The sequence below is a fragment of the Enterobacter sp. BWH64 genome, assembly GCF_001037645.1.
Classification (GTDB): Bacteria; Pseudomonadota; Gammaproteobacteria; order Enterobacterales; family Enterobacteriaceae; genus Enterobacter; species Enterobacter hormaechei_C.
In genome coordinates this window covers 541,027-554,070 of the sequence record NZ_KQ089922.1, presented here as the reverse complement: position 1 = coordinate 554,070, position 13,044 = coordinate 541,027, and the positions used below count along the sequence as shown (strand labels likewise).

Annotated in this window: 6 protein-coding genes, 2 tRNA genes and 3 rRNA genes; 2 read left to right on the top strand and 9 right to left on the bottom strand. The window is 55.3% G+C overall.

What is annotated here, in order from left to right; all coding sequences use genetic code 11:
* Positions 1-57: 57 nt before the first annotated feature.
* The 9 genes from rrf to pepQ form a co-directional block, all read right to left on the bottom strand.
* Positions 58-173: ribosomal RNA gene (gene rrf / locus SK50_RS02590) — 5S ribosomal RNA — on the bottom strand.
* A gap of 69 nt (positions 174-242) precedes the next feature.
* Positions 243-3,147, bottom strand: a 23S ribosomal RNA gene (locus SK50_RS02585).
* Positions 3,148-3,317: 170 nt separating this feature from the next.
* Positions 3,318-3,393 (bottom strand) — tRNA-Ala (locus SK50_RS02580).
* A 38-nt stretch (positions 3,394-3,431) separates the two neighbouring features.
* Positions 3,432-3,508, bottom strand: a tRNA-Ile gene (locus tag SK50_RS02575).
* Between the two features lie 70 nt (positions 3,509-3,578).
* A 16S ribosomal RNA gene (locus SK50_RS02570) occupies positions 3,579-5,120 on the bottom strand.
* Together the 16S, 23S and 5S rRNA genes with 2 tRNA genes alongside form the textbook arrangement of a ribosomal RNA operon.
* A 355-nt stretch (positions 5,121-5,475) precedes the next feature.
* Positions 5,476-6,021, bottom strand: a complete 546-nt coding sequence (hemG, locus tag SK50_RS02565; RefSeq protein ID WP_017382603.1) for a menaquinone-dependent protoporphyrinogen IX dehydrogenase — start codon at positions 6,019-6,021, stop codon at positions 5,476-5,478.
* A 10-nt stretch (positions 6,022-6,031) separates the two neighbouring features.
* Positions 6,032-7,483 carry a Trk system potassium transporter TrkH gene (gene trkH, locus SK50_RS02560; protein ID WP_006808591.1) on the bottom strand — a complete coding sequence of 484 codons (1,452 nt, stop codon included), beginning with the start codon at positions 7,481-7,483 and terminating at the stop codon, positions 6,032-6,034.
* A gap of 41 nt (positions 7,484-7,524) precedes the next feature.
* On the bottom strand, positions 7,525-8,139 hold the full coding sequence (locus SK50_RS02555; protein ID WP_015572737.1) for an IMPACT family protein: 615 nt from the start codon (positions 8,137-8,139) through the stop codon (positions 7,525-7,527).
* Positions 8,139-9,470, bottom strand: coding sequence for a Xaa-Pro dipeptidase (gene pepQ, locus SK50_RS02550; RefSeq protein ID WP_017382602.1), 1,332 nt, complete (start codon positions 9,468-9,470; stop codon positions 8,139-8,141). The genes SK50_RS02555 and pepQ overlap by 1 nt, the downstream gene beginning before the upstream one ends.
* Positions 9,471-9,660: 190 nt before the next feature.
* On the opposite strand from pepQ, the gene fadB reads away from it, so the two are divergent.
* Positions 9,661-11,850: a fatty acid oxidation complex subunit alpha FadB gene (fadB, locus tag SK50_RS02545; RefSeq protein ID WP_048229067.1), complete on the top strand. Its 2,190-nt coding sequence runs from the start codon at positions 9,661-9,663 to the stop codon at positions 11,848-11,850.
* 9 nt (positions 11,851-11,859) lie between these two features.
* Entirely contained in the window at positions 11,860-13,023 is a 1,164-nt protein-coding gene (gene fadA / locus SK50_RS02540) for an acetyl-CoA C-acyltransferase FadA (RefSeq protein ID WP_000416981.1), read from the top strand.
* Positions 13,024-13,044: the final 21 nt, after the last annotated feature.

Sequence of the window (13,044 nt, the reverse complement as noted above, 5' to 3'; positions counted from 1 at the left end):
GCAGGTGCAGAAACGCAAAAAGGCCATCCTTCCGGATGGCCTCTTCACTTGTTTGATGCCTGGCAGTTCCCTACTCTCACATGGGGAGACCCCACACTACCATCGGCGCTACGGCGTTTCACTTCTGAGTTCGGCATGGGGTCAGGTGGGACCACCGCGCTAAAGCCGCCAGGCAAATTCTGTTAATCTGTATCAGGCTGAAAATCGTGTCTGTCTCTTCGCCAAAACAGCTTCGGCGTTGTAAGGTTAAGCCTCACGGTTCATTAGTATCGGTTAGCTCAACGCATCGCTGCGCTTACACACCCGACCTATCAACGTCGTCGTCTTCAACGTTCCTTCAGGAGACTTAAAGTCTCAGGGAGAACTCATCTCGGGGCAAGTTTCGTGCTTAGATGCTTTCAGCACTTATCTCTTCCGCATTTAGCTACCGGGCAGTGCCATTGGCATGACAACCCGAACACCAGTGATGCGTCCACTCCGGTCCTCTCGTACTAGGAGCAGCCCCCCTCAATTCTCCAGCGCCCACGGCAGATAGGGACCGAACTGTCTCACGACGTTCTAAACCCAGCTCGCGTACCACTTTAAATGGCGAACAGCCATACCCTTGGGACCTACTTCAGCCCCAGGATGTGATGAGCCGACATCGAGGTGCCAAACACCGCCGTCGATATGAACTCTTGGGCGGTATCAGCCTGTTATCCCCGGAGTACCTTTTATCCGTTGAGCGATGGCCCTTCCATTCAGAACCACCGGATCACTATGACCTGCTTTCGCACCTGCTCGCGCCGTCACGCTCGCAGTCAAGCTGGCTTATGCCATTGCACTAACCTCCTGATGTCCGACCAGGATTAGCCAACCTTCGTGCTCCTCCGTTACTCTTTGGGAGGAGACCGCCCCAGTCAAACTACCCACCAGACACTGTCCGCAACCCGGATTACGGGTCTACGTTAGAACACCAGCCATTAAAGGGTGGTATTTCAAGGTTGGCTCCACGCAGACTGGCGTCCACGCTTCAAAGCCTCCCACCTATCCTACACATCAAGGACCAGTGTTCAGTGTCAAGCTATAGTAAAGGTTCACGGGGTCTTTCCGTCTTGCCGCGGGTACACTGCATCTTCACAGCGAGTTCAATTTCACTGAGTCTCGGGTGGAGACAGCCTGGCCATCATTACGCCATTCGTGCAGGTCGGAACTTACCCGACAAGGAATTTCGCTACCTTAGGACCGTTATAGTTACGGCCGCCGTTTACCGGGGCTTCGATCAAGAGCTTCGCGTTGCCGCTAACCCCATCAATTAACCTTCCGGCACCGGGCAGGCGTCACACCGTATACGTCCACTTTCGTGTTTGCACAGTGCTGTGTTTTTAATAAACAGTTGCAGCCAGCTGGTATCTTCGACTGATTTCAGCTCCGCCCGCAGGGGCTTCACCTACACATCAGCGTGCCTTCTCCCGAAGTTACGGCACCATTTTGCCTAGTTCCTTCACCCGAGTTCTCTCAAGCGCCTTGGTATTCTCTACCTGACCACCTGTGTCGGTTTGGGGTACGATTTCGTGTTACCTGATGCTTAGAGGCTTTTCCTGGAAGCAGGGCATTTATCACTTCAGCACCGTAGTGCCTCGTCATCACACCTCAGCGTTAACAAGGTACCGGATTTACCTGGAACCTCCGCCTACATGCTTAAACCGGGACAACCGTCGCCCGGCTGACATAGCCTTCTCCGTCCCCCCTTCGCAGTAACACCAAGTACAGGAATATTAACCTGTTTCCCATCGACTACGCCTTTCGGCCTCGCCTTAGGGGTCGACTCACCCTGCCCCGATTAACGTTGGACAGGAACCCTTGGTCTTCCGGCGAGCGGGCTTTTCACCCGCTTTATCGTTACTTATGTCAGCATTCGCACTTCTGATACCTCCAGCATGCCTCACAGCACACCTTCAACGGCTTACAGAACGCTCCCCTACCCAACAACACATAGTGTCGCTGCCGCAGCTTCGGTGCATGGTTTAGCCCCGTTACATCTTCCGCGCAGGCCGACTCGACCAGTGAGCTATTACGCTTTCTTTAAATGATGGCTGCTTCTAAGCCAACATCCTGGCTGTCTGTGCCTTCCCACATCGTTTCCCACTTAACCATGACTTTGGGACCTTAGCTGGCGGTCTGGGTTGTTTCCCTCTTCACGACGGACGTTAGCACCCGCCGTGTGTCTCCCGTGATAACATTCTTCGGTATTCGTAGTTTGCATCGGGTTGGTAAGCCGGGATGGCCCCCTAGCCGAAACAGTGCTCTACCCCCGAAGATGAGTTCACGAGGCGCTACCTAAATAGCTTTCGGGGAGAACCAGCTATCTCCCGGTTTGATTGGCCTTTCACCCCCAGCCACAGGTCATCCGCTAATTTTTCAACATTAGTCGGTTCGGTCCTCCAGTTAGTGTTACCCAACCTTCAACCTGCCCATGGCTAGATCACCGGGTTTCGGGTCTATACCCTGCAACTTAACGCCCAGTTAAGACTCGGTTTCCCTTCGGCTCCCCTATACGGTTAACCTTGCTACAGAATATAAGTCGCTGACCCATTATACAAAAGGTACGCAGTCACCCCATAAAGAGGCTCCCACTGTTTGTACGTACACGGTTTCAGGTTCTTTTTCACTCCCCTCGCCGGGGTTCTTTTCGCCTTTCCCTCACGGTACTGGTTCACTATCGGTCAGTCAGGAGTATTTAGCCTTGGAGGATGGTCCCCCCATATTCAGACAGGATACCACGTGTCCCGCCCTACTCTTCGAGTTCACAGCAAGTGTGCTTTCGTGTACGGGACTATCACCCTGTACCGTCGGACTTTCCAGACCGTTCCACTAACACACAAGCTGATTCAGACTCCGGGCTGCTCCCCGTTCGCTCGCCGCTACTGGGGGAATCTCGGTTGATTTCTTTTCCTCGGGGTACTTAGATGTTTCAGTTCCCCCGGTTCGCCTCGTTAACCTATGTATTCAGTTAACGATAGTGCAACGAATTGCACTGGGTTTCCCCATTCGGACATCGCCGGGTCAAGGGTTCATATCACCTCGCCGGCGCTTTTCGCAGATTAGCACGTCCTTCATCGCCTCTGACTGCCAGGGCATCCACCGTGTACGCTTAGTCGCTTAACCTCACAACCCGAAGATGTTTCACTTCTGATTGCGAAAATTTGAGAGACTCGAACACACATGAGCTGTGTGTCGTTTCAATTTTCAGCTTGATCCAGATTTTTAAAGAGCAAAACTTCGCAGTGCACCTTTTCAGGTTCACTCTGAAGTTTTCTTGTGTTCGCAGTAAAAGATGGTGGAGCTATGCGGGATCGAACCGCAGACCTCCTGCGTGCAAGGCAGGCGCTCTCCCAGCTGAGCTATAGCCCCATCGTATAAACAACCTCTTCAAATTTGCTTCGCAAATTTGGTAGGCCTGAGTGGACTTGAACCACCGACCTCACCCTTATCAGGGGTGCGCTCTAACCACCTGAGCTACAAGCCTGTAGAGGTTTTTTACTGCTGTTTTTCATCAGACAATCTGTGTGAGCACTGCAAAGGCAGGTTCTTTAAGGTAAGGAGGTGATCCAACCGCAGGTTCCCCTACGGTTACCTTGTTACGACTTCACCCCAGTCATGAATCACAAAGTGGTAAGCGCCCTCCCGAAGGTTAAGCTACCTACTTCTTTTGCAACCCACTCCCATGGTGTGACGGGCGGTGTGTACAAGGCCCGGGAACGTATTCACCGTGGCATTCTGATCCACGATTACTAGCGATTCCGACTTCATGGAGTCGAGTTGCAGACTCCAATCCGGACTACGACGCACTTTATGAGGTCCGCTTGCTCTCGCGAGGTCGCTTCTCTTTGTATGCGCCATTGTAGCACGTGTGTAGCCCTACTCGTAAGGGCCATGATGACTTGACGTCATCCCCACCTTCCTCCAGTTTATCACTGGCAGTCTCCTTTGAGTTCCCGGCCTAACCGCTGGCAACAAAGGATAAGGGTTGCGCTCGTTGCGGGACTTAACCCAACATTTCACAACACGAGCTGACGACAGCCATGCAGCACCTGTCTCAGAGTTCCCGAAGGCACCAAACCATCTCTGCAAAGTTCTCTGGATGTCAAGAGTAGGTAAGGTTCTTCGCGTTGCATCGAATTAAACCACATGCTCCACCGCTTGTGCGGGCCCCCGTCAATTCATTTGAGTTTTAACCTTGCGGCCGTACTCCCCAGGCGGTCGACTTAACGCGTTAGCTCCGGAAGCCACGCCTCAAGGGCACAACCTCCAAGTCGACATCGTTTACGGCGTGGACTACCAGGGTATCTAATCCTGTTTGCTCCCCACGCTTTCGCACCTGAGCGTCAGTCTTTGTCCAGGGGGCCGCCTTCGCCACCGGTATTCCTCCAGATCTCTACGCATTTCACCGCTACACCTGGAATTCTACCCCCCTCTACAAGACTCTAGCCTGCCAGTTTCGAATGCAGTTCCCAGGTTGAGCCCGGGGATTTCACATCCGACTTGACAGACCGCCTGCGTGCGCTTTACGCCCAGTAATTCCGATTAACGCTTGCACCCTCCGTATTACCGCGGCTGCTGGCACGGAGTTAGCCGGTGCTTCTTCTGCGGGTAACGTCAATCGACAAGGTTATTAACCTTATCGCCTTCCTCCCCGCTGAAAGTACTTTACAACCCGAAGGCCTTCTTCATACACGCGGCATGGCTGCATCAGGCTTGCGCCCATTGTGCAATATTCCCCACTGCTGCCTCCCGTAGGAGTCTGGACCGTGTCTCAGTTCCAGTGTGGCTGGTCATCCTCTCAGACCAGCTAGGGATCGTCGCCTAGGTGAGCCGTTACCCCACCTACTAGCTAATCCCATCTGGGCACATCCGATGGCAAGAGGCCCGAAGGTCCCCCTCTTTGGTCTTGCGACATTATGCGGTATTAGCTACCGTTTCCAGTAGTTATCCCCCTCCATCAGGCAGTTTCCCAGACATTACTCACCCGTCCGCCACTCGTCAGCGAAGCAGCAAGCTGCTTCCTGTTACCGTTCGACTTGCATGTGTTAGGCCTGCCGCCAGCGTTCAATCTGAGCCATGATCAAACTCTTCAATTTAAAAGTTTGATGCTCAATGAATTAAACTTCGTAATGAATTACGTGTTCACTCGTTGAGACTTGGTATTCATTTAGTGTCCGAGGACATTAAGAATCCATGTCACTTTGAGTGCCCACACAGATTGTCTGATAAATTGTTAAAGAGCAGTGCCGCTTCGTTTTCGCTGCGGCGCGGGGTGTGCATATTACGCTTTCCCGCTTCAGAGTCAAGCGTTTGTTTTGCTTTTCTCTGCTGACCCGGCGGCTTGCGTGCCGTTGTTCCGTGTCAGTGGAGGCGCATTATAGGGAGTTCTTCTGAAGTGACAAGCACTAAATACAAAAAAAATTTCGTTCGCTCACTTTTCAAACTCAACGCTTATTTATCCCGCGCATCGTCCGTTAAACGCGCAATTTCACGGGCAAAACTGGCGACCTGGGCCCAGTCGGTATAAACCACTTCTTTACGCGTATCCGTTTCCCCGCCCGTCATTTTCATGATCAGGCGGATCATAAAGCGGTCATACCAGCGGTAACGCGGGTAACGCAGCGCGCCAGCAAAGACAGAACAGATATCGGGCTGCCATGGCGAACTTAGCAAAAACTTGCGCGTATAGCTGTTGGTCTGCGGCGTACGCTTCTCCGCTTTACGGGCAACCAGGTTGACCGAGTAAAACGCGCCAGGCAGTTGAGCGAGCTCCGCCGTATGCTTTTTCACAAAGCGATCCAGCGCCGGATGGAAATGGCCGTAACGAATTGAAGCGCCAATGACCACGCGGTCGTAATCCTGCCAGGCAATCTGCTCTGTGCGATTCAGGTTCACCACATCAGAATAAATGCCCAGCTCTTTGAGTTCGGAAGCCAGATATGAAGCAATCTCACGCGTTTGCCCGTCACGCGTTGAGAAAAGAATTAACGTTTTCACCAATGTCTCCTTACTCACGCCAGAATGTTGGGGTAAACAGCACCAGCAGCGTAAAGACCTCAAGACGCCCAAACAGCATATTGGCGATTAAGATCCACTTCGCCACCGGGTTCATACTGGCGAAGTTATCCGCCACGACGCCCAGCCCCGGCCCCAGGTTGTTTAACGTTGCCACCACAGAGGCGAAGGCAGAGAAATCATCCACGCCCGTGGCGATAATCGCCAGCATACTGACAATAAAGACCAGCGCATAAGCGGAGAAGAATCCCCACACCGCTTCGAGGATGCGCTCCGGCAACGCGCGGTTCCCCAGCTTAATACTGTAAACCGCATTCGGGTGGACCAGACGTTTCAGCTCACGGTTCCCCTGCTTGAACAGCAGCAGAATGCGGATCACCTTCAGACCGCCGCCCGTTGACCCGGCGCAACCGCCGATAAACGCAGAGCACAACAGCAGCACCGGCAGGAACAGTGGCCAACGCGCAATACTGTCCGTGGTGAAACCAGCGGTTGTCGCCATCGATACCACCTGGAAGAAGGCCTGGTTCAGGGTCGTGACCGCCGAGTTATAAACATCGTGGAACCACAGTACCAGGGTACAGATAACCACCAGGGTCAGCTGGACGCCAATAAACATCCGGAACTCCGGGTCGCGCCAGTACACCTTCAGGCTCCGTCCGCTAAGCAACGAGAAGTGTAGACCGTAGTTACAGCCTGAGATCAGCAAAAAGATGGCAATGATGGTATTGATTGTCGGGCTGTCGAAGTAGCCGACGCTGGCATCGTGGGTGGAGAACCCGCCGATAGCAATAGTCGCAAAGCTGTGCCCGATGGCATCAAACGCAGGCATCCCGGCAAACCACAGCGCCAGCGCGCAGGCCACCGTCAGCAGGACATAGATAAGCCACAGGGTCTTCGCCGTCTCCGCAATACGCGGGCGCATCTTGTTATCTTTCAGCGGGCCGGGCATCTCCGCCCGGTAAAGCTGCATCCCCCCGACGCCCAGAATCGGCAGGATAGCTACCGCCAGGACGATGATCCCCATACCGCCGAACCACTGGAGCATCTGCCGGTAAAAGAGAATCGCATGCGGGAGCGAATCCAGCCCCACCAGCGTGGTAGCCCCGGTGGTCGTTAATCCGGAGAACGATTCAAAAAACGCATCCGTGACGGTGAGATTCGGTTGTTCGGAGAAGATAAACGGCAGCGCACCCACGCTTCCCAGTACCGTCCAGAACAGGACCACAATCAGAAACCCCTCCCGGGATTTCAGTTCACCTTTCTCACGGCGGTTTGGCCACCACAGCAGGGAGCCAATCGTCAGCGCGACAAAAAAGGTTTGCGTAAATGCACGCCCCGCGCCGTCCCGGTAGATGAGCGCCACCAGTCCGGGAATGATCATTGTCCCGGAGAAAAGTATGACCAGCAATCCAACGATTCGGGTAATGGCACGAAAATGCATCTCTGCCGCTTCCTTAGGTATTCAAAATTGTGAGGTGGGGATTATTCTTCAATCGGCAGTAATTGCAATGAACCGCGACTAAAATCAGCGAGTTTTGCTGAAAAAGCAGCCAGTTCCGCCTGAGGAAGCGCCACGCGTAATTGCACCATTGCCTGATAATCACTGTGTGCGATGACACCGTTAAACTGTTTAAGCAGTGCTTCGATACCCGATAGCTGGGCGTAATCGCATAACAAAGTATATTCCGTAAGTGGCGTTTTGCGGGTTGTTATCAGCAGATTAAGCGCCTGCTGGACACCACCTCCGTAGGCTTTAACCAGCCCTCCGGTGCCTAACAAAATGCCCCCGTAGTAGCGGACAACAACGGCGGTGATTTCACCCACGCCGCTGCCCATTAACTGGGATAGCATCGGTTTTCCGGCCGTACCCGCCGGTTCACCGTCGTCAGAAAACCCGAGCTGCTGTGAGTCGTCTGGCGGCCCTGCGACCCACGCCACACAGTGATGGCGGGCATCGGGGTGCTGCGCGCGGACGGACTCGACGAACGCCTTCGCCGCCTCCACGCCGTCGGTATGCGCCAGCAGCGTGATAAAGCGGCTTTTCTTGATTTCCTCAACAAAGGTGACCGGCTCGGCCGGTATCAGCCAGCTTTCCATCAGGCCAGCTTCAGATCTCGCGTCATGTTCTCAATGCTGTTCTCGTGAATAACCACGTTATCCTCGATACGAATGCCGCCATACGGCTTCAGCGCTTCAATTTTCTCCCAGTTGAAGTGCTTGCTGAATTGCCCTTCGCGCCACGGTGCCAGCAGGGATTCAATAAAGTAGATGCCCGGCTCGATGGTCAATACCATACGCGGCGCCAGAACGCGGGTGCAGCGCAGATAAGGATATTTAGACGGTGCCGCCAGGTGCGTACCGGTATCATCCTGCATAAAGCCCGCGACGTCATGAACCTGCAAACCCAGCGGGTGACCGATACCATGCGGCATAAATGGCCCGGTCAGATCGTTCTCAACCATCGCCTCTTCGCTCATGTCTTTGACAATCTGATGCTTACGCAGCAGTTTAGCGATGCGCTGATGGAACTGGATGTGATAATCCACGTAGCTGGTTCCGGCCTTCATGGTGCCAATCAGCGCCAGCTGTTCGTCGTTCACGTCTTTGATCAATTGCGCAAAATCGGTGTCCGCATTCGCCGCCCAGGTACGGGTCAGGTCTGCCGCATAACCATTGTACTCAGCCCCCGCGTCCAGCAGGAAGCTGCGCATCTCAGCCGGAACCTGATGATCCAGTTTGGTGTAGTGCAGAACCGAGGCATGTTCATTCAGCGCCACGATGTTGCTGTACGGCACGTCGGTATCGCGGTGGCCGGTCGCCGTCAGGTAGGCCTGATTAATATCGAACTCGCTCATACCGGACTGGAACGCTTCGTGCGCCGCACGGTGGCCATTCACCGCCGTTTTTTGCGCTTCACGCATGCAGTAAAGTTCGTAGTCGGTCTTGTAGGCGCGATAGTAGTGCAGATAATCCAGCACGCCTTTCGGGTTGAGTTTATCTGCCGGAATATCCAGACCCAGCGCACGCTCAGGAACCGGACCAATGTAGCCGATGTTGCCGCGCGCCGCTGGCAGCTGGCTGCCAATACCGTCTGCTTTTGGCAGCGCAATCACGTCAATTTCTTCGGTCCAGAATGAGGTCGGCAGCGGCTCCACGTTGTGCCAGTAATCGACCGGCAGGTAGAACCACAGTTTCGGCTTGTTCACGCCATCCACCAGCAGCCAGCAATTTGGAACCTGCGTGACAGGCACCCAGGCTTTAAACTGCGGGTTAACCTTGAAGGGATAAGCATGGTCATCAAGAAAAGTATTCATCAGCTCGCCGGAGTGGATCAGCAGGGCATCCAGCTTGAAGCGGGCCAGTACATCGCGGGTACGTTCCTGTAGGGTAACGATATGATTTTTATAAAGCGAAGCCAGTGAGTCCATCATTCTTCCTTTCGTTTTTTTGACCTCAAGTCATCGCATCTTAGCACACCTCACTCCGGCTGCGTGATTTCCACCGACCGTGATCAGCGCAGCAATTTCTTAATGACTAATTTGCATTTTATTAACATAAATTCCACACTCCGTTTCATCTGGTATGACCAGATCCAATTGCTGGATTCAGGAGACCGACATGCTCTACAAAGGCGACACCCTGTACGTAGACTGGCTGGAAGATGGCATTGCCGAACTGGTGTTCGATGCCCCCGGCTCAGTGAACAAGCTTGATACCGCGACGGTGGCCAGTCTTGGCCAGGCGCTGGATGTACTTGAAAAGCAATCAGATTTGAAAGGGCTGCTGCTGCGCTCCAACAAAGCGGCCTTTATCGTTGGCGCGGATATCACCGAATTCCTGTCGCTGTTCCTGGTGCCCGAAGAACAGCTGAGCCAGTGGCTGCACTTTGCCAACAGCGTTTTTAATCGTCTGGAAGATCTGCCTGTCCCGACCCTTTCCGCCGTTAACGGCTACGCGCTGGGCGGTGGCTGCGAGTGCGTGCTGGCGACCGACTACCGTCTGGCGACGCCGGACCTGCGCATCGGCCTGCCGGAAACCAAGCTGGGCATCATGCCGGGCTTTGGCGGTTCCGTGCGTATGCCGCGCATGCTGGGTGCCGACAGCGCGCTGGAGATCATTGCCGCGGGTAAAGATGTCGGCGCAGAACAGGCGCAGAAAATCGGCCTGGTGGACGGCGTGGTTAAGCCTGAAAAACTGATTGAGGGTGCTATCGCCATTCTGCGTCAGACGATTAACGGCGATCTCGACTGGAAAGCCAAACGTCAGCCAAAGCTGGAGCCATTAAAGCTCAGCAAAATTGAAGCCACCATGAGCTTCACCATCGCCAAAGGCATGGTGATGCAGACGGCGGGTAAACACTACCCGGCGCCGATCACGGCGGTGAAAACCATTGAAGCGGCAGCCCGTCTGGGCCGTGATGACGCTCTGAAGCTTGAAAACCAGAGCTTTGTCCCGCTGGCGCACACCAACGAAGCCCGCGCGCTGGTTGGTATCTTCCTTAACGATCAGTTCGTGAAAGGCAAAGCCAAACAACTCACCAAAAACGTTGAAACGCCAAAACACGCGGCGGTACTCGGCGCGGGCATTATGGGGGGCGGCATCGCCTACCAGTCTGCCTGGAAAGGCGTGCCGGTGGTGATGAAGGACATCAACGAGAAATCCCTGACGCTGGGCATGACCGAAGCGGCCAAGCTGCTGAATAAACAGCTTGAGCGCGGCAAAATTGATGGTCTGAAGCTTGCAGGCGTGATCTCCACCATCCAGCCAGTGCTGGAATACAGCGGTTTCGACCGTATGGACGTGGTGGTTGAAGCGGTCGTCGAGAACCCGAAAGTGAAAAAAGCGGTGCTGGCCGAAACCGAAGACAAGGTGCGTCCGGAAACCGTGCTGGCCTCTAACACCTCCACCATTCCTATCAGCGAACTGGCGAGCGTGCTGAAGCGTCCGGAAAACTTCTGCGGGATGCACTTCTTTAACCCGGTGCACCGCATGCCGCTGGTCGAAGTGATCCGAGGGGAAAAAACCTCCGACGAAACCATCGCCAAAGTGGTGGCGTGGGCGAGCAAGATGGGCAAAACGCCGATCGTGGTTAACGACTGCCCGGGCTTCTTCGTTAACCGCGTGCTGTTCCCGTACTTCGCCGGTTTCAGCCAGCTGCTGCGCGACGGCGCAGACTTCCGCAAAATCGACAAAGTGATGGAAAAACAGTTCGGCTGGCCGATGGGCCCGGCGTATCTGCTGGACGTTGTCGGCATCGACACTGCCCATCACGCGCAGGCGGTGATGGCGGCGGGCTTCCCGCAGCGCATGCAGAAAGATTATCGCGACGCCATTGATGCCCTGTTCGACGCCAACCGCTTCGGGCAGAAAAACGGTCTGGGCTTCTGGCGCTATAAAGAAGACAGCAAAGGCAAACCGAAGAAAGAAGAAGATCCGGCGGTGGATGGCCTGCTGGCCAACGTCAGTCAGCCAAAACGCGACTTCACCGACGATGAGATCATCGCACGGATGATGATCCCAATGGTCAACGAAGTGGTGCGCTGCCTCGAAGAAGGCATTATCGCCAGCCCGGCAGAAGCGGATATGGCGCTGGTGTACGGCCTCGGCTTCCCTCCGTTCCACGGAGGCGCGTTCCGCTGGCTGGATACGCTCGGCAGCGCCCGCTATCTCGATATGGCTCAGCAGTACCAGCACCTCGGCCCGCTTTATGAGGTGCCGGAAGGGCTGCGTAACAAAGCGCGCCATAACGAACCCTACTACCCAGCAGTTGAGCCAGCCCGTCCGGTTGGCGAACTGAAAACGGCTTAAGGAGTCACAATGGAAAAGGTTGTCATTGTTGATGCGATTCGCACCCCGATGGGCCGTTCAAAAGGCGGTGCGTTCCGTAACGTGCGCGCGGAAGATCTCTCCGCGCACCTGATGCGTAGCCTGCTGGCGCGTAACCCGGCGCTGGACCCAGCAGCGCTGGACGATATCTACTGGGGCTGCGTGCAGCAGACGCTGGAGCAGGGCTTCAACATTGCCCGTAACGCGTCCCTGCTGGCGGAGATCCCGCATTCGGTTCCGGCCGTCACCGTCAACCGTCTTTGCGGTTCGTCGATGCAGGCGCTGCACGACGCGGCGCGGATGATCATGACCGGCGATGCGCAGGCCTGTCTGGTGGGCGGCGTGGAGCACATGGGCCACGTGCCAATGAGCCACGGGGTCGATTTCCATCCTGGCATGAGCCGCAACGTGGCGAAAGCCGCCGGTATGATGGGCCTGACCGCCGAGATGCTCTCCCGTCTGCACGGCATCAGCCGTGAGATGCAGGATGCGTTTGCCGCACGCTCGCATGCCCGCGCCTGGGCCGCCACGCAGTCTGGTGCCTTTAAGAATGAGATCATCCCAACCGGCGGTCACGACGCAGACGGCGTACTGAAGCAGTTCAGCTACGACGAAGTTATCCGCCCGGAAACCACGGTCGAAGCGCTTTCTACCCTGCGTCCGGCATTTGATCCGGTCACCGGCACGGTAACGGCGGGCACCTCGTCTGCCCTGTCCGACGGTGCCGCCGCGATGCTGGTAATGAGCGAAAGCCGCGCCCGCGAATTAGGCCTGACGCCACGCGCCCGCGTGCGTTCGATGGCGGTCGTGGGCTGCGATCCTTCCATCATGGGCTACGGCCCGGTTCCGGCATCAAAACTGGCGCTGAAAAAAGCGGGGCTGAGCGCAAGTGATATCGACCTCTTTGAGATGAACGAAGCGTTCGCCGCGCAGATCCTGCCGTGCATTAAAGATCTGGGACTGATGGATCAGATCGACGAGAAGATTAACCTCAACGGCGGCGCGATCGCCCTCGGTCACCCGCTGGGCTGTTCCGGGGCGCGTATCAGTACCACGCTGATTAACCTGATGGAACGCAAAGATGCCCAGTTCGGACTGGCAACGATGTGTATCGGGTTGGGTCAGGGTATCGCGACGGTGTTTGAGAGGGTGTAAAGAAAAAGTATCTCAAAGTAA